The organism is Amycolatopsis sp. NPDC114503 (assembly GCF_055633655.1).
Genome location: NZ_JBVKDT010000003.1, coordinates 373,779 through 400,162, shown reverse-complemented (window position 1 = coordinate 400,162; position 26,384 = coordinate 373,779). Strand labels below are relative to the sequence as shown.

General features: G+C 71.7%; 25 protein-coding genes. 10 read left to right on the top strand and 15 right to left on the bottom strand.

Annotated elements, in window-relative coordinates:
- Positions 1 to 187: 187 nt before the first annotated feature.
- Positions 188 to 2,488, bottom strand: a complete 2,301-nt coding sequence (locus ACZ7OI_RS14575; RefSeq protein ID WP_470264672.1) for a CoA transferase — start codon at positions 2,486 to 2,488, stop codon at positions 188 to 190.
- A gap of 88 nt (positions 2,489 to 2,576) precedes the next feature.
- Here ACZ7OI_RS14575 and ACZ7OI_RS14570 point away from each other — a divergent pair, with 88 nt between their 5' ends.
- On the top strand, positions 2,577 to 2,879 hold the full coding sequence (locus ACZ7OI_RS14570; RefSeq protein ID WP_470264671.1) for a hypothetical protein: 303 nt from the start codon (positions 2,577 to 2,579) through the stop codon (positions 2,877 to 2,879).
- Positions 2,880 to 2,895: 16 nt separating this feature from the next.
- Entirely contained in the window at positions 2,896 to 3,270 is a 375-nt protein-coding gene (locus tag ACZ7OI_RS14565) for an MmcQ/YjbR family DNA-binding protein (protein WP_470264670.1), read from the top strand.
- Positions 3,271 to 3,430: 160 nt separating this feature from the next.
- Here the strand turns inward: ACZ7OI_RS14565 and ACZ7OI_RS14560 are convergent, their stop codons facing one another.
- Both ACZ7OI_RS14560 and ACZ7OI_RS14555 read right to left on the bottom strand, forming a co-directional pair.
- Positions 3,431 to 4,867 carry an amidase gene (locus tag ACZ7OI_RS14560; RefSeq protein ID WP_470264669.1) on the bottom strand — a complete coding sequence of 479 codons (1,437 nt, stop codon included), beginning with the start codon at positions 4,865 to 4,867 and terminating at the stop codon, positions 3,431 to 3,433.
- Positions 4,868 to 4,871: 4 nt separating this feature from the next.
- A complete protein-coding gene (locus ACZ7OI_RS14555; protein WP_470264668.1) occupies positions 4,872 to 5,915 on the bottom strand; it encodes a methyltransferase in 1,044 nt (347 codons plus the stop codon).
- Between the two features lie 215 nt (positions 5,916 to 6,130).
- Here ACZ7OI_RS14555 and ACZ7OI_RS14550 point away from each other — a divergent pair, with 215 nt between their 5' ends.
- Positions 6,131 to 7,489: a cytochrome P450 gene (locus tag ACZ7OI_RS14550; protein ID WP_470264667.1), complete on the top strand. Its 1,359-nt coding sequence runs from the start codon at positions 6,131 to 6,133 to the stop codon at positions 7,487 to 7,489.
- Positions 7,490 to 7,545: 56 nt separating this feature from the next.
- On the opposite strand, the gene ACZ7OI_RS14545 is transcribed toward ACZ7OI_RS14550, so the two are convergent.
- Complete coding sequence (locus tag ACZ7OI_RS14545; protein ID WP_470264666.1) at positions 7,546 to 8,841, bottom strand: condensation domain-containing protein; 1,296 nt, start codon at positions 8,839 to 8,841, stop codon at positions 7,546 to 7,548.
- Positions 8,842 to 8,940: 99 nt separating this feature from the next.
- Here ACZ7OI_RS14545 and ACZ7OI_RS14540 point away from each other — a divergent pair, with 99 nt between their 5' ends.
- Genes ACZ7OI_RS14540 through ACZ7OI_RS14525 form a run of 4 tightly spaced genes read left to right on the top strand, consistent with a single transcriptional unit; the run spans position 8,941 to position 13,750 of the window.
- The gene (locus ACZ7OI_RS14540) at positions 8,941 to 10,599 is read left to right on the top strand and encodes an FAD-dependent oxidoreductase (protein WP_470264665.1); all 1,659 of its coding nucleotides are present in this window, start codon (positions 8,941 to 8,943) and stop codon (positions 10,597 to 10,599) included.
- A gap of 21 nt (positions 10,600 to 10,620) precedes the next feature.
- A complete protein-coding gene (locus ACZ7OI_RS14535; RefSeq protein ID WP_470265173.1) occupies positions 10,621 to 12,006 on the top strand; it encodes an NAD(P)/FAD-dependent oxidoreductase in 1,386 nt (461 codons plus the stop codon).
- A 26-nt stretch (positions 12,007 to 12,032) separates the two neighbouring features.
- Positions 12,033 to 13,343, top strand: coding sequence for a cytochrome P450 (locus ACZ7OI_RS14530; RefSeq protein WP_470264664.1), 1,311 nt, complete (start codon positions 12,033 to 12,035; stop codon positions 13,341 to 13,343).
- Complete coding sequence (locus tag ACZ7OI_RS14525; protein WP_067588281.1) at positions 13,340 to 13,750, top strand: VOC family protein; 411 nt, start codon at positions 13,340 to 13,342, stop codon at positions 13,748 to 13,750. Before ACZ7OI_RS14530 ends, ACZ7OI_RS14525 begins: the two co-directional genes overlap by 4 nt.
- A gap of 20 nt (positions 13,751 to 13,770) precedes the next feature.
- Here the strand turns inward: ACZ7OI_RS14525 and ACZ7OI_RS14520 are convergent, their stop codons facing one another.
- Positions 13,771 to 14,625, bottom strand: a complete 855-nt coding sequence (locus ACZ7OI_RS14520; RefSeq protein ID WP_470264663.1) for an acyl-CoA thioesterase — start codon at positions 14,623 to 14,625, stop codon at positions 13,771 to 13,773.
- Positions 14,626 to 14,628: 3 nt separating this feature from the next.
- Positions 14,629 to 16,068, bottom strand: a complete 1,440-nt coding sequence (locus tag ACZ7OI_RS14515; protein WP_470264662.1) for an MFS transporter — start codon at positions 16,066 to 16,068, stop codon at positions 14,629 to 14,631.
- 83 nt (positions 16,069 to 16,151) lie between these two features.
- On the opposite strand from ACZ7OI_RS14515, the gene ACZ7OI_RS14510 reads away from it, so the two are divergent.
- Positions 16,152 to 16,610: a VOC family protein gene (locus ACZ7OI_RS14510; protein WP_470264661.1), complete on the top strand. Its 459-nt coding sequence runs from the start codon at positions 16,152 to 16,154 to the stop codon at positions 16,608 to 16,610.
- On the opposite strand, the gene ACZ7OI_RS14505 is transcribed toward ACZ7OI_RS14510, so the two are convergent.
- From ACZ7OI_RS14505 to ACZ7OI_RS14495, 3 genes are read right to left on the bottom strand one after another with little or no spacing between them, the layout of a single operon-like run.
- On the bottom strand, positions 16,585 to 17,049 hold the full coding sequence (locus tag ACZ7OI_RS14505; protein WP_470264660.1) for a PaaI family thioesterase: 465 nt from the start codon (positions 17,047 to 17,049) through the stop codon (positions 16,585 to 16,587). The two genes, ACZ7OI_RS14510 and ACZ7OI_RS14505, sit on opposite strands and share 26 nt — an antisense overlap.
- Positions 17,046 to 18,635 (bottom strand): (2,3-dihydroxybenzoyl)adenylate synthase, encoded by a 1,590-nt coding sequence (locus tag ACZ7OI_RS14500; RefSeq protein WP_470264659.1) that lies wholly within the window; start codon positions 18,633 to 18,635, stop codon positions 17,046 to 17,048. Before ACZ7OI_RS14500 ends, ACZ7OI_RS14505 begins: the two co-directional genes overlap by 4 nt.
- A 17-nt stretch (positions 18,636 to 18,652) precedes the next feature.
- A complete protein-coding gene (locus tag ACZ7OI_RS14495) occupies positions 18,653 to 19,336 on the bottom strand; it encodes a GNAT family N-acetyltransferase (RefSeq protein WP_470264658.1) in 684 nt (227 codons plus the stop codon).
- A 162-nt stretch (positions 19,337 to 19,498) separates the two neighbouring features.
- Here ACZ7OI_RS14495 and ACZ7OI_RS14490 point away from each other — a divergent pair, with 162 nt between their 5' ends.
- A complete protein-coding gene (locus ACZ7OI_RS14490; protein WP_470264657.1) occupies positions 19,499 to 19,987 on the top strand; it encodes an enediyne antibiotic chromoprotein in 489 nt (162 codons plus the stop codon).
- Positions 19,988 to 20,374: 387 nt separating this feature from the next.
- Here the strand turns inward: ACZ7OI_RS14490 and ACZ7OI_RS14485 are convergent, their stop codons facing one another.
- Entirely contained in the window at positions 20,375 to 20,872 is a 498-nt protein-coding gene (locus ACZ7OI_RS14485) for a nuclear transport factor 2 family protein (protein ID WP_470264656.1), read from the bottom strand.
- Between the two features lie 50 nt (positions 20,873 to 20,922).
- Here ACZ7OI_RS14485 and ACZ7OI_RS14480 point away from each other — a divergent pair, with 50 nt between their 5' ends.
- Entirely contained in the window at positions 20,923 to 21,558 is a 636-nt protein-coding gene (locus tag ACZ7OI_RS14480) for a TetR/AcrR family transcriptional regulator (protein ID WP_470264655.1), read from the top strand.
- A 132-nt stretch (positions 21,559 to 21,690) separates the two neighbouring features.
- Here ACZ7OI_RS14480 and ACZ7OI_RS14475 read toward each other — a convergent pair whose 3' ends face one another.
- From ACZ7OI_RS14475 to ACZ7OI_RS14455, 5 genes are all read right to left on the bottom strand, one after another.
- Positions 21,691 to 22,326: a TetR/AcrR family transcriptional regulator gene (locus ACZ7OI_RS14475; RefSeq protein WP_470264654.1), complete on the bottom strand. Its 636-nt coding sequence runs from the start codon at positions 22,324 to 22,326 to the stop codon at positions 21,691 to 21,693.
- Between the two features lie 4 nt (positions 22,327 to 22,330).
- The gene (gene vanY-N / locus ACZ7OI_RS14470; protein WP_470264653.1) at positions 22,331 to 22,900 is read right to left on the bottom strand and encodes a D,D-peptidase/D,D-carboxypeptidase VanY-N; all 570 of its coding nucleotides are present in this window, start codon (positions 22,898 to 22,900) and stop codon (positions 22,331 to 22,333) included.
- A gap of 611 nt (positions 22,901 to 23,511) precedes the next feature.
- Positions 23,512 to 24,288, bottom strand: a complete 777-nt coding sequence (locus ACZ7OI_RS14465) for an alpha/beta fold hydrolase (protein ID WP_470264652.1) — start codon at positions 24,286 to 24,288, stop codon at positions 23,512 to 23,514.
- A gap of 37 nt (positions 24,289 to 24,325) precedes the next feature.
- Complete coding sequence (locus tag ACZ7OI_RS14460; protein WP_470264651.1) at positions 24,326 to 25,225, bottom strand: aldo/keto reductase; 900 nt, start codon at positions 25,223 to 25,225, stop codon at positions 24,326 to 24,328.
- A complete protein-coding gene (locus ACZ7OI_RS14455; protein WP_470264650.1) occupies positions 25,222 to 26,067 on the bottom strand; it encodes a helix-turn-helix domain-containing protein in 846 nt (281 codons plus the stop codon). Before ACZ7OI_RS14455 ends, ACZ7OI_RS14460 begins: the two co-directional genes overlap by 4 nt.
- Positions 26,068 to 26,384 lie beyond the last annotated feature (317 nt).

Sequence of the window (26,384 nt, the reverse complement as noted above, 5' to 3'; positions counted from 1 at the left end):
CTTTCTGCGCCCGGCATGGCTGTCGGGGCATTGTCGCGCTCGCCCTTGTCCGCGCGCAGCTGGACCGGTCCGAGGCGGCAGTGGAGCTGGGTGCCCGGGGTTTTCCCGTCGCACCAAGGACATTCTCGCCCAGAGAATCACGCTGGACGAGAGTTTCCCTGCCACGACCGGGAAACCCCGGCGAAGCTCACGAAGCCCGGCGCGCCTTCCGCACCCGGTACGGCTGCCGGGGCACCGTCCCGATCGCCTCGGCCGCGCGCAGCGTCGCCAGTTCCTCCGCCGGCGTCCCGAGCCATTCCGTCAGCACCTCGTCCGTGTGCTGGTCGTAGCACGGCGCCGGACGGACCGTCGCCAGTCCCTTCCCGTCCATGCCGACCGGGATGCCGAGGTATGCGCGTTCCCCGGTGACCGGATGGCGGACCCGCTCGGCCCAAGGCAGCTCGCCGTTCTCGAACAGCTCGCGCACAGAACGCATCCGCTCCGCGCGGAAACCCTTCTGTCGCAACGCCTCCACCACCGTCGCGCCGTCGCGCTCTTCCGCCCACCGGGTATCCGCGGCTCCGCCGACGTAGGCCACGTACCCGTCCGCGGTCGCCAGCACGCCTGCCGGGACGTCCGGTTCGCTGTTGCCGATCCGCCGCGGCGGACGTCCTTCGCGCGAAGCCAGCACGATGCCTTCGCCGAGTTGCAGCCACAGCGTTTCCTGTTGGGACAGATCGATTTCGCGGCCCCGCCCGGTCGCCGTCCGCGCCGCCAGCCCGGACAGCACCGCGACCGCCGCGTGCGCGCCGGCCACCGCGTCCGGGTAGTAGGTCGGGCTCACCTCGGCGCCGGCGGAGGGCGGGCCGTAACGGGCGGCGAACCCGCCCATCGCCTCGGTCAGCATGCCGAAGCCCGGCATCGCCCGGTGCGGGCCGCTGCTGCCGAGCGCGGGCATGGTCACCAGCACCAGCCCCTCGGCCACCCGCGCGCGCACGTGCGCGGCGACGCCCCGGTCCTCGAGCACGCGGTGGTTCATGTTCACCACCAGCACGTCCGCGACGTCCACCAGATCGCGGAAGACCCGGTTCCCGTCCGGCGAGGACAGGTCCAGCGACACGGCGCGCTTGTTGCGGTTCACGCTGTTGAACTGGGCCGCGGCGTCCCAGGTGTACTCGTCCGGGGCGGCGCCCTCGGGCAGCGGGGCCCCGGTCTCGGCGAAGCGGAACCGGGTGCGCCAGCCGTCGGGATGCCGTCCGGACTCGACCCGCACCACGTCCGCGCCCAGCGCGCCCAGCAGCCGGCCGGCGAGCGGTCCGGCCCAGGCCCAGGTCAGTTCGAGCACCCGCAGCCGGCGCGGGTCCGGCAGCCGGGGCGGCCGGCCGCGGGCCGCGCGGGAGCGAAACCATCCGTTGTCCTCGGCGGGTTCGGAGAGCCGCGCCGAGCGGGGCGCCGGCGCGGCCGGATCCCGCCACGGCCGCACGATCGCGCGGCCCGCCGAGGCGCCGCGGACCGTGCCGAGGAACTCGCGGGCGGCCAGGTGCGGGTCGTCGAGGGCGTCGGCGGCGTCGAGCACCTTGCCGACCGACCAGCCCGCGGCCAGACCGGCGTCGAAGACCTCGCTCCGGGTGCGCCCGGCGTACCAGCCGGCCAGTTCGCCGCGCAGCAGCTCCCGGTTGGCCCACCGGCGCGCCCACACGAAGCGTTCGTCACGCAGCAGGTCGCCGCGGTCGTAGAGCAGGCACTGGCGGTTCCAGTCCTCGCCGCGGACCGTGCCCGGCACCACGAACCCGTCGGCGCAGCGGAACACCCCGGACGGGAACGTGCGGGTCTGGAAGCCGGCCTGGCGCCGTTCCTCTTCAGGATCGTCGGCGTTGGCGGAAGTCGCGGCGTACAGCGCGGCCGCGGCCTGCGATTCCACCGCGGAGGCCGCGGCGGCCCGCCAGGTCGTCTCCGCGTGCCCGCCGGGCCGTCCGGCCAGCGCTGCCGCCGCGGCGTACGTTCCGGCCAGATACTGCGTTTGCCAGCCGGGGAACCGGTCTGGGCCGCCGTCCTCGTGACAGGTCGCGGCGAGCAGCCCGGAGGCCGCCTGCACCAGCATCTCGTCGGACGGCTCTCCCGCGCTCTCGGCGTCGACGCCCCACGCGGTCACCGACACCAGCAGCGGCGGATCGGCGACGCCCGCGCGCAGTTCCCACGGACCGAACTCGCGGCGCACCCGGTCGCTGAGCACGACGTCGGCCCATTCCAGCAGTTCCGGGACCGCGGCCGCGTCCGCGGAGAGCAGCCGCTTCCCGGCGTTGAGATGGACGAAAACCGGGCTCGGGTCCCGCTGCGGCTCCCCGTCGGCCGAAAGCCGCCGCGCCGGGTCCCCGCCCTCGGGTTCGACCTTGGCGACCGTCGCCCCGAGCATGGCCAGCAGCCGTCCCGCGTAGGGACCGGCCACTCCGGTCGCGGTCTCGAGCACCCGGAGCCCGCGAAGCGGCCCGAACTGACTTTCGTGTTCCATTGTCTTCCTTGCGCGATAAGGGAAAGCATCTGAATGCTGGTGACCGTCGAAGTTCTGGTCGATCTCTTACGCGGGGTGAGCAACGAGTATGGATCGGGTTCCGGCGGGTGCGCAAACCTCCACTGTCCACAACGGATCCGCGGCCGCGCGGCTGCGCGCCGAGCTGGCCGCGCTCGCCGAATCGGCCGCCCTCGACGCCGGGACGACCGGCGCGGACGACGCGCTGCTGGCCGCGATCCAAGCCGCGCAGCACCTCGCCGACGCGCGGAGCGCGCCGGGCCCGGCGCGGCCGGAATGCCTGCGCGCCGCCCAGCACTGTCTCCGCGCGGCGTCGCTGGCCACCCGGTTCGCCATCGTCGCGGCTGCCGACGACTGCCGCCGGCCCCGGTGACCGTTAGGCTCGCGGCATGGGCCGACCGGACTCCGCGACCAGAAAACGCGCACGCGTGACAGAACTCGCCGAGGCGCTGCCGGAAGTGCAGAGCAAGGGCGAGCAGCATGTCGCGTACTCGGTGCGCGGGAAGAACTTCGCCTATTTCCTCGACGACCACCACGGCGACGGCAAGATCGCGATCGCGTGCAAAGCCGCGCCGGGCGCGCAGGCCGAGCTGATCGAGCAGGAGGGGGAGCGGTTCTACGCGCCCGCCTACCTCGGCTCCCGCGGCTGGGTGGCCCTCGACCTGGAAGCGGGCGCCGTCGACTGGACCGAGGTGCGCACGATGCTGACCGACGCCTACCGGCTGCTGGCGCCGAAGAAGCTGTCGGCACAGCTGGCCGAGTAGCTCCGCCGGGTGCATCGACCCGGCGGGTTGCGGCTGGCGCGGCGAACTTGAGGCTTGGACGTGACGTTCGGCCGGGCGCATCGACCTGGCGGGTTCCGGCTGGCGCGGCGACCTGACGCCCGGACCCGCGCCCCGGCCAGGCAGTGCCCCCGGCTCCCGGTCAATAGCCCGGCGGCGCCTCGAACCCGCCCGTCAGCCGCTCGACGACCCGGGCCACCGCGAGCGCCTTGCGGTCGTGCCACCGGGGCGCGATCACCTGCACCCCGAAGGGCAGCCCGGCGGCGCTGCGGCCGAGTGGGACCGTCGTCGCGGGCAGGCCGGACAGGCTCGCCGGCGTCGCCCAGGCCATCTGGGCCAGATACGGCACCGTCCGGCCGTTGACCTCGAGTTCCCGGGTGAGCGGGGTCCCCGCTGTCTGATGGGCGAAGGCGGTCAGCGGCGCGGCGGGCGTGAGCACCGCGTCCGCCTCGGCGAAGACCGCGGCCCACCCGGCGGTGATCCGGGCGCGCCGCTCGTCCAGGTCCTGCCATTCCCGGTAGGTGAGCGTGACCGCCCGGCCCAGTTCCACCGCCGGACGGCGGTCGTCGGGCGACGCGTGCCGGGCGATTCGCCGCAGCCGCCGGAAAACCGGTTCCGGGAAGCTCGGGGCCAGGACCGCGAGCAGCAGCCGCGCGTAGGTCTGGTGGATCTCGTACAGCGGGCGCGGCGGGCGCAGCTTGCGCAGCACCCGCACGCCGAGGCCGGCCAGTTCCTCGGCGAGTCCGTCGAGGGCCGCCCGGATCTCCGGGTCGGTGCGCAGCGCCGGATGCTCGGCCCACACCGCCAGGCGCAGCTCGTCGGCGCGCACCGCGGCGGCGGGGAGCGTCCCGCCGGGCACCCCGGCGAGGTCGGGGCCGACGAGCACGTCCAAGGCGAGTTCGAGGTCGGCCACGCACCGCGCCATCGGGCCGGGCGAGCCCAGCGGCGGAACGGCGAGGGCGCCGGGCGCGCCGGGGATGTGCCCGCGCGCCGGGACCGCTCCCCAGGTCGGGAGATGCCCGCACACCCCGCAGAAGTGCGCGGGGGAGCGGATCGACCCGGCGACGTCGCTGCCCAGCTCCAGGGGCGTGAGCCCGGCGGCCAGCGCGGCGGCCGAACCCCCGGACGATCCGCCGGGCGTCCGGGCGAGGTCCCACGGATTGCCGGTGGCGCCGTAGACGTCGTTGAAGGACTGGAAATCCCCGGCGTAAAGCGGCGCGTTGGTCTTGCCGAACACGACGGCTCCGGCGGCCCGCAGCCGGGCCACCGCGTCCGCGTCGCGGTCGGGCAGGTGTCCCGCCAGTTCCGGGGCTCCGGCCGCGGTGACCAGGCCGGCGGTCTCGAAAGTGTCCTTCACGGTCATCGGGAGCCCGTGCAGCGGGCCGAGCCGGATCCCGCGCGCGGCGGCCGCGTCGGCGGCCTCGGCCTGTGCCCTGGCGCCGGCGACGTCGAGAGCCACCACGGCGTTCAGCGCGGGATTGTGCTCCTTCACGCGGCTCAGGAAGTACTCCAGCGCGGCGGAGCTGCTGACGCGCCCGGCGGCCAGGTCGGCGACCAGTCCGGTCGCGGTCGTGCGCACCGGCTCAGTTCGCGACGCAGGCGAACAGCACCGGGTCGACCGGCGACTCCGAACCGCCCGCGTACTGGCCGGCGATCCGCAGCCCGGCTTCGGCGAACAGGTCGCGGTACTGGTCGACAGTGCGCTCCCGCCCGCCGACGGTCACCAGCATGCGCAGGTCCAGCGCGGTCATCGCGAACCGGTTCCCCGGCGTCACCGGAGCCTGCATGACCAGCACCGTGCCGTGCGATCCGGCCGCCTCCGCGCATCGGCGCAGCAGCGCGACCGCGCGGTCGTGCGGCTCCTGGTGGACGATCAGCGAGAGCAGGTAGGCGTCCGCCCCTTCCGGCAGCGGGTCGAAGTAGCTGCCCGGCGCGCCGCTCACCCGGTCGCCCAGCCCCGCTTCGCCGAGCGATTGTTCCGCCCTGGCCACGATTTCCGGCAGGTCGACGAGCGTCGCCCGCAAATGCCCGAAGGCCAGCAGCAGCCGCCGCAGCACCGCGCCGTGCCCGCATCCGACGTCCACCACCTGCTTCGCCGACGCCCAGTCGAAGCCGCCGGTCACCGTCGGCTCCGACCACGCGCCGAACATCTCGTGCAGATGCTCGAAGCCCGCCACCAGTTCCGGGTGCGCGACCGTGTCCGTCCACAGTGGAGCGCCGAAGGTCTTGTGGTACCCCGGTTCCCCGGTGCGCACCGAGTGCAGCAGGTTGGCACAGGAAGAATCGCTGCGCCCGACGAAGGTTTCCAGGTCGAGGGTGGCCCGCAGCCCGGCCGGGTGGTCGTCGCGCAGGATGGTGCCCGCTTCGGTGACCCGGTAGGAATCGCCGTCGGCGGCGAAGAGGCCGACCACGCAAAGGTGGTCCAGCAGCCGCGAGAGCGCAGAGGGATCGGCCCCGGCCGCTTCGGCGAGCGCGGCGGCGTCGCGGGAGCCGTCGCCGATCAGGTCGGCGATGCGCAGGGTCGCCGCGCAGCGGACGGCGAACGGCGTGACCACGTCGGTCAGCGCGGGGAAATTCACCGCCGGGGCCTCCTCGGACCCGGCGGCGCTCTGCTCGGTGGTCGACATGACACCTCGGTTTCGGCACGGGAAAACGGGAACTGGCAAGCGAAAGAGCGCGGACCAGGATGGGACGAGCGTATCGGCGCGGCCGCCCGACTGGGGACAATCGGCAGTTGCACACCGCGCGGTTTTCCGGGGACGGGCGGGTGTTCTACCTTCAGCACCGGTTGTTTGTCGCGGTTCGCGTCCGGCCGCGCCCCTGCAGAGGAAGCGGAAACTCCATGACCTCAGTGCACACGTCCCCGGCCGGTGTCTCGGCCCCGCCCGGGCCGGCCGCGTCGAAATTCGGCCAGACCCGCAATTTCGTCCGGGACCCGATCGACTATCTCGACGGCCTGCACCGCCAGTTCGGCGACATCTTCAAGGTGACGCTCGTCGGCATGCCGCCGATCGTCTACGTGGCGAACCCCGAGCTGGCCCGGCAGGTCTTCGCGACCGACCGCACCGTCGGCGAGGCGGGCAAGACGCGGGCGGATTTCCTGCAGCGCATGGTCGGGGACAACTCGATCCTCGTCGAGGACGGCGAAAGCTGGCTGCGCCACCGGAAACTGCTCGGGTCCGCCTTCCACGCGCGCTACCTGCAGCGCTACCGCGAGCAGATCGCCGAGATCGCCGCGGCGGAGGTGGCGCAGTGGACCCTGGAACAGGAACTGGTGCTGCGGCCCCGGATGCAGGTGATCGCGCTGGACGTGCTCCTGCGCGTGGTGTTCGGCATCCACGACCTCGAGCGGGTCGCGCAGCTGCGCGAGATGCTGCCCCGGCTCACCGCGGCCGCGGCGCGGATGGAGACCGTCGCGTTCGTGCTGTCGCGGGCGGCCTGGACCGGCCTGGAATCGATGCTGCGCAAGATCCCCGGCAGCGCGGCCGCGCGGTTCGCGGTGGCCAGGGCCGACGTCGACCGGATCCTCTACGACGAGATCGAGCGGCGCCGCAACGCGCCGGACATCGCCGAGCGCACCGACCTGATGTCGCAGCTGCTGCGCGCGTCCGACGACGACGGCGAGAAGATGACCGACCTCGAACTGCGCGACGGGCTGATGACGTTGCTGGAGGCGGGATACGAGACCACCGCGACCGCGATGGCGTGGGTGTTCGAGCGGCTGGTGCGCCATCCGCAGGTGCACGACCGGCTGGTCGAGGAGGTCGACAAGGACGACAAGTACCTGGAAGCGGTGATCAACGAAACGCTGCGCACCCGCCCGATCGTCCCGGTGATGCCGCGGGCGCTGTCGGGCGATCTGGAGCTGGCCGGCTATCACATCCCCGCCGGCTGGTGGGTGGCGCCGTCGGTGCCGCTGCTGCACGGGCGCGAGGCGTCGTTCGACGACCCGGAGGTGTTCCGCCCGGAACGGTTCCTGGACAGCGACCTGCCGCGCGGGACGTTCCTGCCGTTCGGCGGCGGACGGCGGCACTGCCTCGGCGCGCAGTTCGCGATGCTGGAGATGAAGGCGGTGATCCCCGAGGTGATCAAGCGGGTCCGGCTGCGCACGCGGGCCGGCGCGCCGCCCGAGCAGCAGCGCGGCTCGCACGTGCTGCTGACGCCGTCCGAAGGGTGCTTGGTGATTCCCGGAAAGCGGTGACCACGCGACGAAAAAAAGGGGACCTGCCCGGGCAGGTCCCCTTTTTCGCGGCCGGGTCAGCGCAGCGCGGCGGTCAGCTTCGCGGCCGGCGCGTCCGGCGCGGCGAGCATCCCCTCGGCGAGCACGCGATACGAGCGCAGCAGCCCGCGCACCCATTCGCGGTCGAGCTGGTTGCGGTCGTAGGAGAGCCGGACGTCGAACCGGTCCTCGCGGGGGATCACGGTGAGGTTGAGCCCGAACCGGCTCAGGCCGTGGTCCGGGCGGAACGTGTCGATGCGCAGCCCGGTGCCGGAATCGATCGGCGACCACGAACCGGGCTTGCGGTCCGGCAGCATCTGGAAGACCACCTCGTTGACCCGTCCCGGCGTCCGCTGCAGCCGCGACATCGGCAGCATCTGGCAGGGCACTGCCTGGTGGGTGGTGGCGTCGAGCACGGTGCGGCGGGTCGTGCCGAGCAGTTCGGCGAACGGCCGGTCCGGATCGACTTTCGCGCGCAGCACCAGCATGTTCGCGAAGAACCCGACGGTCGAGGTCACCTCGCGGCGGGTCCGGTTGGCGAAGAACGACGCCACCGCGAGGTCGTCCTGCCCGGTTTCGTGGTTCAGCAGCAGGTAGTACAGCGCGAGCAGCACCGAGAACAGCGTGTGCCGCCTCCGCTGCGAAAACTCGCGCAGCCCGTCGGCGGTCTCGGCCGACAGCGAAAGGGTTTCCAGCCCGGGGGAGGGCCGGGGCGAGCCCTCCGGGGCCAGCCACGGCAGGGGAGCCAGCCTCATGCCGTCGAGCTGTTCGCACCAGAAATCCTGGTGTGCGCGCAGTTTCCCGGATTTCTCTTGGTCGGCCTGCCAGGTCGTGAAGTCGGAGTACTGCCACGGCGGGGCGTCCGGGCGGCGGCCGCCCAGCAGCGCGATCAGGTCGGCGATCACGACGCCGCAGGACCACGCGTCGGAGACGAGGTGGTGCATGTTCACGCACACCACGTGGTCTTCGCGGCCCAGCCGCCACCAGCTGGTGCGCACCGGCTCGCGGCCGGGTTCGAGGTCGGCCGCCTGTTCGGCGCGCAGCAGCGCGAGCATCTCCTCCTCGCCGCCGGAAACGTCCACAACGGACAGTGCGGCGCGGCCGTCGTCGTGCACGTGCTGCAAGAGGTTCCGGCCGTCGCGGGAAAGCGTGGTGCGCAAGGCGTCGTGCCGGCGCACCAGGTCCGCGAGCGCCCCGCGCAGGAGGTTTTCGGAAAGCTTCCCGGAAATCCGGAAGGTGGCGGGGCAGTTGACCGAGGAAGTCTCGGAACGGTAATGCTCGAGAAACCACACCAGCCGCTGGCCGATCGAGGCCGGGAAATGCGCAGTGCCCATTTCCCGGAGTCTAGCCGGATCGCGCGGAGATTCCGGCGAAGTCGTTGCCCGCCAACCTGAACGCTTCATCGGCGGCCCGCGCGGTGGTACTGATGAGCTATGTCTGATGCCACGCCGGTCGGCCGGCGCACTTCCGTCCTCGTGGTCGGCGCCGGCTACGCCGGGCTCACCACCGCGCTCTTCCTCGCCTGGCGGGGAATCCGGGTCACGCTCGTCGAGCGCCATCCCGACACCTCGGTCCAGCCGAAGGCGTTCGGGATCGTGCACCGCAGCATGGAACTGCTCCGCCAGATCCCCGGCCTGGCGGAGCGGATCGCGGCCGCGAACGTGCTCGACTTCGCCGCCGAGGCCACCATCACCATCGGGCGCGACCTGCGCGACGAGAACCAGTTCGAACTGCTCGTCGGCGGCGACGACGTGATGAAGGAACTGGCTTCGATGACGCCCGCCGAGTTCGGCGCGCTGCCCCAGTCGAAGATCGAATCCGTGCTGCGCGCGACTGCCGAGGAGAAGGGCGCCGAGCTGCTTTTCAGCCACCGCCTCGAATCCTTCGAGCAGGACGCCGACCAGGTGCGCGCGCGGGTGCGGGACCTGGGTTCCGGCGAGGAGTTCGCCGTCGAGGCCGACTACCTCGTCGCGGCCGACGGCTGGCAGGCCCCGGTGCGCGAGCAGCTGGGGATCGGCACCCACGGGCTCGGCGAGCTGTGGCGGTGCCGCACCATCCTGTTCAACGCCGATCTCGACGAACTGCTCGCCGGGCGCAAGGCGCTGCTGACCTACATGCAGAACGACCATTTCTCCGGCCTGTACTCGTATCTGGAGAACGCGATCGAGGTGTTCGGCGTCTCCGGCGCGCACCTGCTGGGCGTGAACTACTACCCGGAGCGAGGCGACCGCGACGAAGACTTCACCGACGAGCGCTGCGTCGAGCTGATCCGCGTCGCGACCGCGACGCCGGACCTCGAGGTGGAGATCACCGACCAGTCGACGTTCGTGATCGCGCACCGGGTGGCCGACGAGATGCGCCTCGGCCGGGTGTTCCTGGCGGGCGACGCCGCGCACGTGATGCCGCAGACCGGCGGGCTCGGCGGCGCGACCGCGCTGCAGGACGGCCACGACCTCGCCTGGCGGCTCGCCGCGGTGCTGCACGGGCACGCCGGTCCGGCGCTGCTCGACGGGTACGCCGCGGAACGGCAGGCGATCGGCGAGTCCACCGCGGACCGCCAGCTCGCCCGGCTGGCCGACCGGATGGCCCCGCACCTGCAGGGCAAGTACCCGTTCCCGCCGGAGGTCCCGGCGCAGTGGGAGCACCTGGGCTACCGGGTCGCCTCGGCGGCGGTGCCCGGCGCGGAACGCGGGCCGGAGACGCTGCTGGAGGACCCGGCGAAGGCGACCGCGGAGCCGGGCAGCCGGGCCCCGCACGTGCTCGTGGACAAGGACGGCGCGCGGATCTCCGTGCTGGACCTGATCGGGCGCGGGCACGTGCTGTTCGTCGGCTCGCCCGGTTCCGGCTGGCTCGCCGCGGCCAAGGAGGCCGCCCGGACGCTGGACGTGCCGCTGCCCGCCTACAGCCTCGGCGGGGACCTGACCGACGACACCGGGAGCATGCTGCGGCGCTACCGGCTCGAGCCGGGGGCCGCGGTGCTGGTGCGCCCGGACGGGTATGTCGCGTGGCGGGCGGACGAGGAATCCGCGGACGCGGCGGCGGAGTTCGGCCGGGCATTGGCGACAGTGCTGGCCAGGACCGCCGCGGGCTGAGGAGGACGCGACGTGGTGCGGATGGTCATCGTCGGCGCCGGGATCGCCGGTCTGTCCGCGGCGTTGTTCGCGGCCCGGCGCGGGCACGAGGTGGTGCTCGTGGAGCGCGACGCGGCGCGGCCCGAGGGCGGCGCGGACGAGGTGTTCGCGTCGTGGCGGCGGCCCGGGGTGCCGCAGTTCCGGCATTCGCACAAGTTCCTCGGCCGCGCGGTGGGCGTGCTGCTCGAAGAGGAACCGGAGCTCGTCGCCGAACTGCTGGCGGCGGGGGTCCGCAAGACGCCGGTGAACCGGTTCGACGCGGGCCGCGGAGAACCGGCCGAGTACGCGCTCGCCGCGCGCCGCCCGGTGTTCGAGGCCGTGCTGCGGCGGGCCGTCGAGCGGCGGGCGGGCGTGGACCTCGTGCTGGGGCGCCGGGTGACCGGACTGCGGGCCGACCGGAGCGGCGAGTCGGTGCTGGTGCGCGGCGTCGAACTGGACGACGGCCGTCGGCTGGGGAGCGATCTGGTGGTGGACGCGTCCGGGCGGCGGTCGCCGGTGCTGCGCCGGATGCTCGGCGCGCGGCTGCCGCCGCCGGAGGTGCAGCACTGCGGATTCGTGTACCTGAGCCGGCACTACCGGCTCAGCCCCGGACGCGAGCTGCCGCCGATGGACCGGCCGCTGGCGTTGCACCTCGGGTACGCCGCGGCGCTGGTCTTCCCCGGCGACAACGACACGTTCTCCCTGTCGCTGACCTTCGCCACCGAAGACCGGCTGCGGCACGCGTTGCGCGATCCGAAGGTGTGGGACCGGTTCGTCGCCGCGGTGCCGCACACCGCGCGCTGGGCCGAACGCGGCGTGCCGCGCGGCGGCGTGGACGGCATGTCCGGCATCGACAACCGCTGGCAGCGGATGCCCGCCGCGGACGGTCCGGCGATCGGCGGGCTGGTTTCGATCGGCGACGCCGCGATCCAGACGAATCCCACCTACGGCCGCGGGGCCGCGATGGCGATGATGCACGCGCAGCACCTGGCGCGGAGCGCGGGAGAGGCCGAGGGCGATCCGGCAGGCTACGTCGCCGGGTTCGCCGCGTGGACCGAACGGCATCTCGGCGTGTGGTTCCGGGCGCAGCTGGCCGCGGACCGGACCGGCGTCGCCAAGATCGAGGCCGGGCTGCGCGGCGCCCGGCACGAGGACGCGCGCGATCCGTTCGCCCGGCTGATGGCGGGCATGGAGGCGATGGCGAGCGAGGACGAGGTCGTGGGACGGGGGCTGGGCCGGATGGCGCATCTGCTGATCACCCCGGCCCAGCTGCTGTCGGACCGGGAAGTCGTCCGCCGGGTCACCCGCAGGCTGGGCGAGACGGCCGTGCCGGAACCGCGCGCGCAAGGGCCCAGCAGGGCCGAATTCGAATCGCTGGTCGCCTGCTGAGGGCGGCCGCCGGGAAGGACGGCAGCGTGCGCACTGACGAACCGGCGGGGTGCCCGTTCACCTCCGCCGCCGACGAGGACTTCGACCCGTTCAGCGGCGCCTACCACGAGGACCCGGCGGAGGCGCTCGCCGCGGCGCGCGCGGAGCGGCCGGTGTTCTACAGCCCGCGCATCGACCACTGGATCGTGACCCGCTACGCCGACGTGCAGCGCGTTTTCTCCGACGCGGCAACGTTTTCCGCGGCCAACGCGATGGACTCGATCCGGCCGCCGGGCCGGGTCGCGCTGCGGGCGCTGGTGCGGCGCCGGTTCGCCGGAGCCCCGGTGCTGGCGGTGGAGGACGAGCCGGGGCACCGGCGGCGGCGCCGCGCGCTGGCGCGGCCGCTCACCCGGACCCGGGTGCGCGCGTGGGAACCGCGCATTCAGGCGCTCGCCGCCGCGCACATCGACCGGTTCGCCGAGCGCGGGCACGCCGACCTGATGGCGGAGCTGCTGTGGCCGGTGCCGTCGCACGTGATCCTGGCGTTCATGGGGATTCCCGCCGAGGACATCCCGAGAGTGCACGAGTTCTCCGTGTCGCAGGCCCGGTTCACCTGGGGCGAGCCCACCGAGGAGGACCAGGAGCGGTCGGCCGACGCGCTGGGCCGGTATTGGGAGTACACCGAGGGATTCGTGGCCCGGCTGCGCGAACAGCGCTTTCCTCCGGGCTGGATCGGCCACGCGGTGCGCGCCCAGCGGCGTGATCCCGAGCTGTTCTCCGACAACTACCTGCGGTCCCTGGTGCTCAACGGATCGACCGCGGCGCACGAAACGACCGCCGGGGCCGCGGCGCACGCGGTGCGCGAACTGGCGTCCCGTCCCGGCCTCTGGGCCGCCGTGGCCGCGGATCCGCAGCTGGCCGCCCGCGCGGTGGAAGAAACGCTGCGCTACCGGCCGGCGGTGGTGTCCTGGCGGCGCCGGGCCCGGCACGCCACGACACTCGGCGGGGCGGAGCTGCCCGCCGGGGCGAATCTGCTGCTCGTCACGGCGTCGGCGAACCGCGACGAACGAGCCTTCGACCGTCCCGGCGAATTCGACCCGGACCGTCCCGGCGCCCGGCGGCACCTGACCTTCGGCGACGGCGACCACGTGTGCCTCGGCGCGCACCTCGCCCGGCTCCAGGTGCGCGTGCTCGTCGAGGAACTCGCCCGCCGCTTCCCGGACTTGCGCCTCGATGCGGCCGACCCGGCCGGGCACGCGCCCAACACGTCGTTCCGCACCCCGGCGCGGCTGCCCGCGCGGTGGTCGGTCGCACGCCCTGTCCCGGACCCGTCCGGGACTCTAAAATCGTTGCCATGACTGAGAAATCTTCCTTTTTCCCGTGCCTGCTCTACCGGGACGCCGCGGCCGCGATCGACTGGCTCAAGGAGACCTTCGGGTTCACCGAGAACTTCCGCGTGCCGGGCCCGGACGGCAGCGTCGTGCACGCCGAGCTGGGCTGGCGCGGCGACACCGTGATGGTCAACTCGGCGGGCGACGGGCCGCGGCTGGCGACCGAGATCGGCCAGGCGGGCACGTACCTGGTGGTCGACGACCCGGACGCGCACCACGCCCGCGCGGCGGCCGCGGGGGCGGAGATCGTGCGCGAGCTGAAAGACGAGGACTTCGGCGCGTCCCGCGGCTACGCCGCGCGGGACCCCGAGGGCAACGTGTGGGTGATCGGCACCTACCAGCCGGGCACGGTGCCGGTTCCGCCGCCTGCGTGACCGGGCGCCGGGCGGACCGGCTAGAGCCGGTCCGCCCGCTCCCGCACCGCGGTGCCGAGCATCTGCTGCCCGGCCGACGCCAGCAGCCTGCCGTCGCGCGTCCACACCGAGCCGCGGCCGTGGAACGTCCCGCGGTGCGCGGCGGTCCCGGTCGTTTCCACCAGCAGCCATTCGCTGTCCGAGCCGCATCCGTGGAACGCGACGTACAGGTCGATGCTCGGGGCGAACAGCACCGTTTCCCGCTCGGGGAACGCGTTCATCACGGCGGGCCATTGCAGGCTGTCGAGCAGGATCACCGAGCGCCCGGCGTCGACCCAGCAGTCGTCGAAGCGCCGGCGCGGCTCGAACCGGGCCCAGCAGCGCACCCGGGGCTCGCCGTCCGCCCCGCCGGTGCGCCCGGAAAGCTCGCGCAGGGTCACGTTCCGGTGCCAGGCCGGGACTCCTCGTCCTTCGGCGGCGAGATGGGTGCGCAGATCGGGCACGCCGTCGGGCCCGGGAGCCGAGGGAGCGGGCGTCCAGTCCGCGTTGGGCCCGTCCAGGCCGGACTGCGCCGCCCAGACCAGCGCTTCCAGCACCGGACGATCCGCCCCTTGCTCCATCCGCACTCGCACGGCGGTCGCGCGCCGCGACGCCCGCAGCACCTCCGTTCGCACCCGCACCGGCCCGAATCTCGGCCGGGCGAGGAATTGGCAGGAGAGGCTGACCGGCTGCGCCTGCCCGGCGTCCGCCGACGCCGCGCGCAATGCGATCGCCGCGAGATATCCGCCGTTCGGGCCCATGAGGTCCCAGTCGCGGCTCAGCTCCGCTTGAAAGCGACGTTCGCCGGGTTCAGCGGGCAGTTCGGAGAGTGCGGTGTCCTCGGCCAGGTCTCCCACGCTTCACTCCGTCGCCGCGGACGCCTGCTCGGCGGGCGCCGTCCGGCCCGGCAGCAGGAAAGCCACGAGCGTCCCGGCGAGCAGCAGCGCGCAGCCCACGAGCATCGCCCGGGTATACCCGGCGGTCAGCGTTTCGGCCGCCGGGCCGGCGAGGCCCGCCGTGGTGGTCGCGGCGACAGCGGTGAGCACGGCGAGCCCGAGCGCGCCGCCGAACTGGCGCGTGGTGGAGATGATCCCGGACGCCAGGCCCGCTTCCGCCGGCTCGATCCCGGACGTCGCGGCGGCGGTGACCGGCACCATCACGAGGCCCATCCCGAGCCCGATGGCGAGAGTCGGGCCGAGCAGGTCGGCCGCGAAGCTGCCGCCGGCGGGACATTGGGCCAGCCACGCGGTCCCGGCGGTCGCGATCAGCCCGCCCGCGATGAGCAGCGGCTTCGGCCCCCGGGCGGGCAGCAGTTTGGTGGAGATCCCGGTGCCCGCGGCGATGGCGACCGACATGGGCAGGAAGGCGAGGCCTGCCTGCAGCGCGTCGTAGCCGAAGACCCGTTGCAGCAGAAGCGAAACGAAGTAGAAGACGGCTATCGTGCCGGCGCCGCCGAGCGCGGCGAACAGGTTGGCCGGCCCGACGTTCCCGCGCCGGAAGATGCCCAGCGGAACGATCGGCCGCGGCGCCCGGGTTTCGGCGACCGCGAACGCCGCGAGCAGCAGCACGCCCGCCGCGAGCGGGACGAACACCGCGGGCGAACTCCACGAATTACCCTCGAGCTGGGTGACCCCGAGGATGACCGCCGCGAGCCCGGCGGTGACGGCGACCGCGCCGGCGAAGTCCGGCTTGCCCCGGTCGCGTCCGGGGACGAATTCGGTGAGCGACCCGAGGGCGAGCAGCAGGATGACCGCGCCGAGCGGCACGTTCACGAACAGCACCCATTGCCAGCCCGCGGCATGGGTGAGCAAGCCGCCGATCACGGAGCCGACGGCGCCGCCCGCGGCGGCGGTCGCGCTCCAGACGCCGATGGCCTTGGTGCGCCAGGCCGGATCGGCGAATCCGGTGGTGACCACGGTGAGCGTGGCCGGAGCGAGGACGGCGCCGCCGAGGCCTTGCACCGCCCGGGCGACGACCAGCCACGTGCCGTTCTGGGCGAAGCCGCCGAAGAGGCTCGCCGCGATGAAGAGCACGAGCCCGAACAGGAACATCCGGCGCCGGCCGAACAGGTCGGCGAACCGGCCGCCGAGCAGGAGGAAACCGGCGAAGGCGACGGCGTAGGCGTTGACCACCCACTGCAGGCCCGCCGGGCTGAGCCCGAGGCTGTCGCGCATGCTCGGCAATGCGACGTTCACGATGGACACGTCCAGCACGACCATCAGCTGGGCGAGGCACGCGACTGCGAGCACGATGCCGTTGCGCGCGGGTTTCCCCGCTGGGGTCAGTCCGCCTTCGGCCATGACAGTCCCTCCAGAGAAGATCGGCTTGCCATATAGTGGCGGCGGAACCGACGCCACCGCAACGAACAACCGGGGGAATCGACATGGCAGGCAACGACAATGCCGGATTCCGCGGGATCGGCCCGTACTTGTACTACGAGGACGCGGCGGCCGCGCTGGAATGGCTGGCCGAAACGTTCGGATTCACCGAGGTCGCGCGCTATGCCGACGAGGGCGGCGTCGTGCGCGAAGCCGAAATGCGGGCGGGCGACGCGCATATCTCGCTGCACGGTGCGGATCCGGGTTATTGGGCGGAACAGGGCGTGCCCGGTCCGGTGGGGCACATGTGCATTGTGTACGTCGACAATGTGGACGCGCAGTGGGAACGGATCCGCGCGGCCGGCGTCGACGGGGTCGCCCCGGAGGACAAGCCGTACGGCGCGCGGATCGCGATGGTCACCGATCCCGGCGGGCACCAATGGACGTTCTGGCAGCACCTGAGCGACACTGTCGAACTGGACGACGGATGGAGCGAGATCAAGGCCGAGCCACCCGGGCTTTGAGCCGCTGGGCGGTCGCCGCGGAGAGCACGCGGAACGACGCTTCCGCGTGGGTGCACGCACGCGCCGAATCGTCCGTGATCGTCGCTTCGGCGCGCACTTCCCCGGAGCCGCGGGAAAGCACGGCGCCCCGCACGGAGTAGCCGGAGCCGATGCGCAGCGGACGCCGGAAGTCTGTCGTCATCGAGGCCGCCACGGCGAAATCGCCCGTTTCGCTCACCACCGCCCAGGCCATCGCCTCGTTCAGCACCGCGAGCGCGATCCCGCCGTGCACGAAGGTCGGCGCGCCGGACTGGTTCTCGCCGAAGCTGAACCGGGCGTGCACGACCTTCGCGACGTCGTCGTAGTCGAAGGGGATGCGCAGCCCGGATTCGTTGGTGGGACTGCAGACGAAACAGTGGGTTTCCCGATGAGTCGTCCCGGTGAGCCTGTGCACGGTCATGGACTGGCCTCCCGCAGCAACCGTTTCTTGTCTATTTTGTGCGCGCCGGTCATCGGAAGGACGGCGACGACGTCGAGCCGGTCCGGCAGTTTGTACGCCGCCGCGCCCTGTTCGTGCAGGAAGGTGCGCAGCTCTTCGAGTTTCGGCGGTGTCGCGGCGGGCACGACGAACGCGCGGATCCGTTCGCCGAGCGCGGGATCCGGTTCCGCGACCACCGCCGCCGTCGCCACCCCGGGGTGGCGTTCCAGCAGCGCTTCGAGCTCCTGCGCGCCGACCTTCTCGCCTCCGCGGTTGACGATGTCCTTGATCCGTCCCGTCACCTGCAGCTCGCCGCGCGGGGTGAGCCGCACCAGGTCGCCGGTGCGGAAGAATCCGTCCGGGGTGAAAGATCGCGCGTTGTGCGCGTCGGCCCGGTAGTAGCCGCGCAACGTGCACGGACCGCGGTAGAGCAGTTCGCCCTCTTCGCCTGGTGCGACAGCGTTTCCGTCGTCGTCGACCACCAGCAGCTCGTCCGCGGCGAACAGGGGAGTGCCCTGGGTGGTGGCGACCGTGTCGGCCGGGGCGCCGGGCCGAGTGCAGCACAGCACGCCCTCGGCCATCCCGAACCAATGGGTGATCCGGCATCCGGCATCCGCCATCTCCCGCGCGAGCTCCGGGCGCAACGCCGCGCCGCCGACCTCCAGCAGGACCTTCTTCAAATCAGCCCCGAACAGCGGGGCAAGCTCGAACCACACCGGCAGAAGTGCGGGCATGAGCGTTGTCAGCGTTACGCCTTCGGCCTCGATCAGCGGCAACGCGTCGTCGGGACTCGGCGTCGGACTGAGCACCACGCGTCCGCCCGAGCGCAGAGTGCCGAGCACGCCCGGACAGCCGAGCGCGGCGTTGTGCCCGGCGGGCAGCGCCGCGAGATACACGCTGTTTTCGTCCGCTGAAAGCACTTCGGCGCAGGCGCGCAGCTGACAGGCGTAGTCGTCGTGAGTTCGGGGGATCAGCTTCGGCACGTCGGTCGTGCCGCCGGACAACAGCAGGAACGCCACGTCTTCGCCGCGCGGCGAAGGCAGCGGCCGCGGCGGGGCGGAGATGTCGGCGAGCCGGAGGTGCGGACCCGGATCTCCGTCTGTCACAACGAAATCGAGGTCCGGCGCGTTCTTGGCCACCTCTCCGGCCAGCGTCCGGTAGTCGAATCCGCCGTGCTCGGCAGGCCCGAAATACGCGCGGGCGCCGGTGAGTTCGGCAAAGCAGCCGATTTCCAGCGCGCGGTGTGCGGGCAGCGCGAACACCGGCACGACGCCCAATCGGAACAGCGCCAGCGAGACCTCGACGAACGCGACCGTGTTCGGCAGCTGCACGACGGCCCGGTCGCCGGAACGCAGTCCGAGTTCGGCGAGCCCGGCCGCGAGTTCGTCGGCTCGCCGGTCGAGTTCGGCATACCCGACGCGGCGTTCTCCGCTGACGACCGCGATCCTCGTGCCGTCGCGGCGTGCCCAGCCCCGCGCGAGGTCGGCCAGCGTCTCCCCGGTCCAGTAGCCCTCGGCGCGGTACCGGGCGGCGTATTCCGGCGGCCACGGCTGTGCTCCGGCCAGCATGGGCGTTCCCCTCCCGGTCAGCTTGCGGTGATCGACTGCGGAGGACCGGCAGTTGCACGCCCGGCCGCCGCGCCGGGCGCGTTCCGGCCGAGGAACCACAGGTCGATGCCGCTGACGGTGACGGTGCGGTCGAGGTCCCAGCCGAGCGCGCGGTAGAAGCGGACGTTGGCCTCGGTGTCGGTCTCGCCCCAGGACGGGCTGCCGTCGGCGTCCATGATGCCGATCAGGTGGCGCATCAGGGATTCGCCGATGCCGCGACCCTGGAACCGCGGTTCGACGCCGACCGGTCCGACGTGCCAGTGCGGTGCGGGGAGGTCGTGCAGCACGTAATGGGCCCGCACGTAGTCGCCGATCGCCGCGTCGCCGGCCGACGGCGCGGTCCCGGCGGTGATTTTCGCGGCGTCGCCGGGAAAAGTGGCGCCGATGCAGTGTCCTGGCGGACTGGCTGCGGCGGTGCCGACGAGGCAGCCGCGGTAGAACGCGCCGAGCTGCGGAGGCGCCTGCCGGTGGAAGAAGGCGGTCCACACCGCTTGCATCCCGGCCAGCCGGTCGAGCGGCTCCGCCCCGAACATCGCGTAAGTAGTGGGGTTGTCGCGCATCGCGCGGGCGGTGAGCCCGGCCGCGGCGAGCCGTTCGGTCTTGCGCAGTTCGCGGATTTCGAGCCGGGGAAGGTCGTCCGGCGGCGGCGGTAGCTGAGGCACCCGGACACGGTAAAGCCGTCCGCCGCGCGCGGGCCAGCACTGTGCAAACGGGAAAGACGTTCGCCCGCAACGGGATTCGCGCCGTTGACAGATGGTGACCGGACTGTCACCGTTTACGTTTGTCGACATCGGCGAAGTGTTGCCAAATCACCGTCGGAATTCTTGATCAAGAACCTCTCTGTCCCTTGTGAAAGGAGCTTGTCCCGCATGTTTCGCGATCGTCAGAAACGCCTGCCCCTGCCGGTAAAGGCGGCCGGCCTGCTCGCCGCCGCGGCGGCCGCGGCCGTCCTCGGCTCCGTCCCCGCGTCGGCGGCCGGCCCCGAGGTTTCGGTGGCCCCGGCGACCGGACTGGCGGACGGCCAGCAGGTCGCCGCGACCGGCACAGGCTTCCATCCCGACACGAACGCCTTCGTCGGCCAGTGCGCCACGGTCGATTCGAAGATCCTCTGCAACAACGACACGCTGACTCAGGTGAAGGCCGACTCTTCCGGAACCGTAAAGCAGTCGCTCGCCGTGCACGCCCAGTTCACGGGCACTGACCCGGAAACCGGCACCGCGGTGGGCACCGTCGACTGCACCAAGGTCTCCTGCCGGATCGGCATCACCCAGGACCACGAGACCGGAGCCAGCGCGGCCATCTCGTTCAGCTGACATGACTGTGCGGCGCGGTTCCCGGACCGCGCCGCACAGCCCCGCTTCGTCGCCTGCGGCGGGGAGCGGTACGGAACCGCGGCGCGCGAATCGTTGCCAGGGCGGGACAATCTCGGAATAGCAGTTCAGTTCTGGGCGAACAGCATCGGGTTCAGGAGCTGACGGTGGCGGGGGACTGTGCGTTTAGCAGGTGAACCGCCGGCCGGTTCCCAGACGTGGCAACGGTTCGGCTGCTGTCTGCACTCGGAGCTGGGCGGAGGGATTTCGGCTGCGATTGCTGACCATGGACGAGTTCGCCGCCGAAATGGTCCGGCATATCTTCGCCGGGAATGCAATGCTCCGACATCGGCATTCCACGAGACCGCGGTTGTCCTGTCCTGTCCGGTTCTACGAGGTAGGTGCCAGGGCCCGCTGGAAGACGCCGAAATTGCCGGTCATCCACAGCGTCGTCAGCTTGACGCCGGCGATGCGCCAGCCGTCCGCGGTCCGTTCGAAGCGGTTCGTGTAGTACCCGGTCACCACCAGGTCGCTGTCCCCGGTGTTGTTCGGGAGGTGGTGCGCGGCCCGCACATAGGCGACGCAGGTGGCCCGATCGTCGCCGTCGAAGGTGATGACGAGGTTCGTCATCATGTGCTGCGTCGCCGCGAAGGACTCCATTCGCGGCGCGGTGCTCGCCACCCAGTCGTCGGCGCGCACGCGGACGACGGGCTGTCCGAAGCCGTCGCTGAAATCGACGTCGACTTCGTCGGTGAAGCAGCTGCGAAAGAGCGCCCAATCGCGGGAGTCGGTGCCGGTGGCGTACCGGAGCTGGACGTCGCCGATCTCGGCACGGTCGCGCAGCCGTCGCGCGTCGGCGTTGGCGGGCAATTCATGTGACAGTGTCATTCGAACCACCTTCGGCCGTTCAGCTGACATTGTCAAGTAGAATCGGCGGCGTGACCCGGACCGAGACGGCTGCAGCAACGCGGCGAGCTCTCCTGCGCGCCGCGACCGACCTGCTCGACGAGGGCGGGCCCGGCGCCGTGACCCTGCGCGCGGTGGGGGCCCGGGCCGGCGTGTCGCGCGGCGCGCCCTACGGGCATTTCGAGAACAAAGAACACCTGCTGACGCAGCTCGCGATCACCACATGGGACTCGCTGGCGGATGCCGTGGAACAGCTTCGCGCCGATCCCGGCGTCACTCCGGCGACCCAGCTCGAGCGAGCGGTGCTGGCGCTGATCGACGTCGCTCGCCGGTGGCCGCACCGGTACGCGCTGATGTTCGGCACACCGGCGGACACCCCGGCCGCCGTCGAGGCAGCCGGCCGCCTCGAGAACGACTTCCTCACCCTCGTCGCGGACGTCGTCGGCGAGTCCGCCGCGCCTCGGTACGGTGCCTTGCTGATGTCCAGCGCGCACGGCATCGCAGGCATGGAACTCAGCGGCCACCTGGCGAAGGACACGTGGCAGGTCGACGTGGAGCAGCTCGTGCGCATGCTGGTCGACGGCATCCGCCTCGGCGCGAAGGAGGCCGGCCGCACCGCTGATCGGCCAAGCCCGCCAGCATCATCCTCCAAGTCCCGCCACCGGTAGCAGTGAGCGACGCCGGACGAAACCCGCTCGATGTGTTTGACGGCACCTGTTTCGACGACCAATCTTCGTCACCCGGGGTCCCTCCGCATTGTCGCCCGGCTGCTGAGCCGGGCTTACCTCGCCGTCTTCGCGCTACCGCGCTTTCTTGGTCGTCCTGCGGAGTTTGCCGCGCAGCGTGCGGAGCGCAACCGGTCCTAGGTCGTCCATTACCTCGATGAGCACGGCCAGCCGGTCGAGCGCGTCCAGAGCGGACTGGGCCCCGTCCGGGTCGACGCCTTCGTACAGTTCCAGTCCGACGAACCCGGCGCCCACCGCGCGCGCGAGGCCCGCGGTGTCGACCACCTCGGATACCGGGGAGTCGGCCAGCAGCCTTGTCAGAGCTTGCTCGATCGGGGCGATCCACAGCTGCAGCGCCGTTGCGGTGGCTTCGGCGAGCTCGGGGTCGGCCTGGGCGCCGGCGAGCATCTGGGCGAGCACCGTGACGTTGCCCTGGGCGCGTTCGTCCGCATGCAGGGCGCGGCCGAGTGCGAGAAGCTGCCGCAGGTCGGCGACCTGGTCGAGGCGTTCGACAAACGGCTCGACCCGGGCCTGGGTCGCGGCGAGACACGCGGCCCGGAGCAGGTCGTGGACGGTGCCGAAGTGGTAGAAGACCAGCGCCTGGTTGACCCCGGCGGTGGCGGCGATGCTCCGCGCCGTGGTGCCGTTGAGGCCGTGCGTGCGGATCGTCTCGATCGTGCCGTCGATCAGGCGTTGTCGGGTGTCGGCCACGACATCACCGTAGAGGCCTCGACAGCCGGGGACCGACGGCACCCGGGTGAGGCAGTCGCTCCGGCGGCCCGGCGGGCCGGTACTCGAAATGCCACCATTCGTTGTCGTACACCCGATACAGGCGATGGCGCGCACCATGCCGCTCCAGCCAGCGCGAACCCTCGACGGGCCGCACATCCAGAGCAGTCCCCGCGACATGCCGGGACTCGTCCGGCGGCAGCGCCCGCAGCCGGGCCGCAGCCGCCGACCCGCTCCGGCGGACTTCCTCAGCGAACAACCGTGCCTGTTCGCCGGCATCCCGGTGTCCGGAAGTGAGGCCGATCAGCTCGCCGTCTCGCCATAACGCCTGCGTGCGCGCCGCGATGAACGCAGCCCGGGTCGCCGGCGTCAGGCCGGCGAGGTCCTCGGCGGGGAAACGCATGGCCAGCGCCCACTGACAGGCCGTTCGCCGTGCTCGGCCCGGCGTGATCACGAACGCCACCGGCAGCAGCGCCACTGCCAGCATCCGGGTGATCGCCTTGTACCAACGATCGCGGCGGTGCGCACAGCCGAGACCAGGACGGACGCTGGTCATGACAACCCCCATTCGCGTCGCGCACGCGACGCCCCACCTTCGCTTGAGCAGTTGCTCAAACCTGAGCATAGACGAGATTTGAGCAACTGCTCAAGAGGTCTTGTCGTCGGCCTGCTCCACGCCTCGTCGGCCTGCTCGGTCTATTGATCCTGGGGGTGCTGCTGCAAGAACGCGCGCGCCGTAGGACTTACCAAGATGTCCTCGCTGTCACGCGTGAAGGACCGTCCTGGTCGACTTGCGCATGCGACGTTCGGAAAATGCGCAGGGAAAAGAAACATTTCAACATTTTCTATCCATAAACAACCGGCAAATGTGGAAAGCGGCCTTCCGGAGCGCTCGCGGTGTTTCCCCTTGGGGCAGTCGAGCTATCCGACGCCGCGGCCGATGTCCTGCCCATCGCGCACGCGAACAACGCAGAGACCGCACCAGCGCTCACCGCGCCACGCGCCGGTGCGATTCCTGGTCGCACACAGTCACCAGGGGCGAAACTCAAGATTGACTGGCATCAAAACCGTCGTTACGCGGTGCCGAATGCGAATATGCGGGGAGACGGCGCAGGAATCGGATGGGCGAAATCCGTGCCGCGTATAGCCTTCAGCTGGCGTGGGGCGCTATCCGCGGGGGAGCGCGGCGGCGAAGTCCAGGATGAGTTCACAGACCGCCGCGGGTTGTTCCAGCGGTGCGAGATGCCCGGCGCCGGGGATGACGACGAGGTCGTTCGTGCGGAGGTCGCGGGCCAATGCGTTGCCTCCCTGGAAGAAGTCCGGCATGTCGTGCTCGCCGACCCCCACCACTGCCGGTACGGACAGTCCGCGCAGCGCTGCCGGGTCTTTGGCGAGCGGGTCCTCGGCCTGGGGTGCTTCGCTGTGGGAGAGCTGGGCTTCCAGCTGGTCGCGCATCATGCGGGCCGCGTGCGCTTTCACGTCGCGGGAAGCGTTGTCCGACGTCCACGCTTCGACTCCGGCCTGTACGGCAGCGTCGATGTCGCCGATCTCCAACGCTGCTTTTTCGCGGTCCCAAGCTTTCTGGAGGTCCGCGGACGGTCGTTGATCATGGGGGCGGTATCCGATGAGCACCATGCCCTCGACCCGGTCGCGTGCGGTGACAGCGACCTGGAGCGAGACCAGCGCGCCGAGGGAGTTGCCTGCCAGCACGAACCGGTCGACCCCGAGATGGTCGAGTGTGTCCAGCACGTCCGTCCATGGCACCGCGTCGCGGTGGTCGCGCGCGGTCGCCGCACCGTGGCCTGGCAGGTCCAGGGCGATCGCGCGGACGCCGCCCGCGGCGAGCAAGGGCAGGTGCGCCTGCCACATGGTGCGGTCCGTCGGGCGGGCGTGCAGCAGCACGACCGCCCGTCCGTGACCGGCCTCGTCACCAGGCAAAAGCATCAGAAGGGTCCTTTCGATCGAATGCGCTGGGTCGCGTTCACCCCGCGTCGGTGAGCTCGTCGACGTCCTGGGAGCTCAGGCGCAGCGTCGCCGCCGCGATGTTGTCCTCCAGATGCGCGACCTTGGACGTGCCGGGGATGGGCAGCATGACCTCGGACCTGGCCAGCAGCCAGGCGAGCGCGACCTGACCGGTGGTGCTCCGGTGCGCGGCGGCGACCCGGTCCGCCGCCCCGCCCGGCCCGGCGGGAGCGCCGGCTCCCACCGGCGCCCACGGGATGAAGCCGATGCTCTCGCGGGTGCAGTAGTCGAGAACGTCGGCCGAGCTGCGGTCGGCGAGGTTGTAGCGGTTCTGGACGGTCGCGATGTCCGCGATCCGACGGGCCTGCTCGATCTGGCCGACGGTCACCTGGGACAGGCCGATCGCGATGATCTTGCCTTCGTCCTGGAGGTTCTTCAGTTCGCCGATCTGGTCCTCCAGCGGCACCTTCGGGTCGACGCGGTGCAGCTGGAACAGGTCGATCTGCTCCAGGCCGAGGCGGCGCAGGCTCAGCAATGCCTGTTGCCGCAGGTATTCCGGTCGTCCCAGCGGCGGCCAGGCCTTGGGGCCCAGGCGCACCGGACCGTGCTCGGTCTCGAGCATGTCGGGCCCGTTGCGGGTGAGTCCAGCCTTGGTCGCGATCAGCACGTCGTCGGGATAGGGATGGATGGCCTCGCGGATGATGTCCTCGCTGACGTGCGGCCCATAGGAATCGGCAGTATCGATCAGCTGGACACCGAGTTCGACCGCGCGGCGCACCACGCGGACGCACTCGTCGCGGTCGCGGGGTTCGCCCCAGACGCCGAGTCCGGTGAGCCGCATGGCCCCGAAGCCGAGACGGGCGACCTTCTTGCCGCCTATAACGAAGCTTCCGGCGGCGTGGGCTGATGGTTCGGTCACTGGTGAAGGGTTCCTTTCTCCGTGGCGGTGTCCTGCTCGGCCAGCCTGCGCAGCAGGAGCAGGCCGTCGGCGGCGGCACTGCCGGGTTCGGCGCTGTAGACGGACAGGTGCTGCCCAGGTGCGCTGGTCACCGCCAGCGCCTCGAAGTGCAGACGCAATTCGCCCACCCGCGGGTGGCGGAAGTGCTTGTCCTCCTGGGTGCGCGGGCGGACCTCGTACCGGGCCCAGAGGCTCGTGAAGGCGGGGCTGCGCACGCTGAGTTCGCCGACGACCCGTTCGACGCGCTCGTCGCCGGCGAACCGGGTCGAGACGTCCCGCAGGTTGGCGACGGCTACCTCGGCCGCGGTGTCCCAGTCGCCGTAGAACTCCCGCGCGAAGGGATCGAGGAAGATCATCCGCAGCAGGTTGTCGAACCGCGCGAATCCGCTGTAGAGGGCTTGCGCCATCGAGTTGGCGGCCAAGATGTCCTGTGCGGGCCCCACTATGAACGCCGGTACGTCGTGCAGGCTGTCCAACAGACGCAGCAGTTCGGCACTGACGGTCGCCGTGGTCGTCGCCGGCACCGGCGTGGGCAGGCCCAGCCGGAACAGATGGCTGGCCGCAGCTTCGTCGAGACGCAGCGCCCGCGCGATCGCCTGGAGCACCTGCTCGGAGGGATGCCGCTCCCGGCCCTGTTCCAGGCGGATGTAGTAATCCGTGCTGACGCCGGCAAGCAGGGCGACCTCCTCCCGCCGCAGACCCGGCACGCGCCTGCCGGAGTCGTCGGGCAGCCCGACCTCCCGCGGTGCCGTCAGGTGGCGGCGAGCCCGCAAATAATCACCGAACTTGTTGTCGCGTTCCACGCCGTTCACACTAAGCCGGGCAATTGGCCGGCGGGTGGGTGCGCCGCACCCACCTCCGCGGGGCCGCGATGGGATATGGCCGCGGCGGGCGGAGAGGATTGCCCACCCGACTGCCTTCACCCGCCAAGTCCGCCGCAACACCCGCAGCCTGGTCACGACGCCGCCTCGAGCGGCGATTGCGACTTCGCCAGCCGAATCCCGTCACCACCGTCGGACACCTGCTCGGCTTGTCCGAGAACGACCACGATTTCCCTCTGACACAAACAAAAACGGAGGCGTTGCCGGGGATGCGGCCGGTGGAGTTGGACGGGTTGACG

What these genes read in the sequence shown, in the direction of transcription:
- ACZ7OI_RS14565 (WP_470264670.1), top strand. Translation starts at nt 2,896, where the DNA reads ATGGGCCGACCGGACTCCGCGACCAGAAAACGCGCACGCGTGACAGAA.
- ACZ7OI_RS14540 (WP_470264665.1), top strand. Translation starts at nt 8,941, where the DNA reads ATGTCTGATGCCACGCCGGTCGGCCGGCGCACTTCCGTCCTCGTGGTC.
- ACZ7OI_RS14570 (WP_470264671.1), top strand. Translation starts at nt 2,577, where the DNA reads ATGGATCGGGTTCCGGCGGGTGCGCAAACCTCCACTGTCCACAACGGA.
- vanY-N (WP_470264653.1), bottom strand. Translation starts at nt 22,900, where the DNA reads ATGACCAGCGTCCGTCCTGGTCTCGGCTGTGCGCACCGCCGCGATCGT.
- ACZ7OI_RS14510 (WP_470264661.1), top strand. Translation starts at nt 16,152, where the DNA reads ATGGCAGGCAACGACAATGCCGGATTCCGCGGGATCGGCCCGTACTTG.
- ACZ7OI_RS14500 (WP_470264659.1), bottom strand. Translation starts at nt 18,635, where the DNA reads ATGCTGGCCGGAGCACAGCCGTGGCCGCCGGAATACGCCGCCCGGTAC.
- ACZ7OI_RS14575 (WP_470264672.1), bottom strand. Translation starts at nt 2,488, where the DNA reads ATGGAACACGAAAGTCAGTTCGGGCCGCTTCGCGGGCTCCGGGTGCTC.
- ACZ7OI_RS14545 (WP_470264666.1), bottom strand. Translation starts at nt 8,841, where the DNA reads ATGGGCACTGCGCATTTCCCGGCCTCGATCGGCCAGCGGCTGGTGTGG.
- ACZ7OI_RS14505 (WP_470264660.1), bottom strand. Translation starts at nt 17,049, where the DNA reads ATGACCGTGCACAGGCTCACCGGGACGACTCATCGGGAAACCCACTGT.
- ACZ7OI_RS14550 (WP_470264667.1), top strand. Translation starts at nt 6,131, where the DNA reads ATGACCTCAGTGCACACGTCCCCGGCCGGTGTCTCGGCCCCGCCCGGG.
- ACZ7OI_RS14515 (WP_470264662.1), bottom strand. Translation starts at nt 16,068, where the DNA reads ATGGCCGAAGGCGGACTGACCCCAGCGGGGAAACCCGCGCGCAACGGC.
- ACZ7OI_RS14465 (WP_470264652.1), bottom strand. Translation starts at nt 24,288, where the DNA reads ATGCTTTTGCCTGGTGACGAGGCCGGTCACGGACGGGCGGTCGTGCTG.
- ACZ7OI_RS14485 (WP_470264656.1), bottom strand. Translation starts at nt 20,872, where the DNA reads ATGACACTGTCACATGAATTGCCCGCCAACGCCGACGCGCGACGGCTG.
- ACZ7OI_RS14555 (WP_470264668.1), bottom strand. Translation starts at nt 5,915, where the DNA reads ATGTCGACCACCGAGCAGAGCGCCGCCGGGTCCGAGGAGGCCCCGGCG.
- ACZ7OI_RS14525 (WP_067588281.1), top strand. Translation starts at nt 13,340, where the DNA reads ATGACTGAGAAATCTTCCTTTTTCCCGTGCCTGCTCTACCGGGACGCC.
- ACZ7OI_RS14535 (WP_470265173.1), top strand. Translation starts at nt 10,621, where the DNA reads ATGGTCATCGTCGGCGCCGGGATCGCCGGTCTGTCCGCGGCGTTGTTC.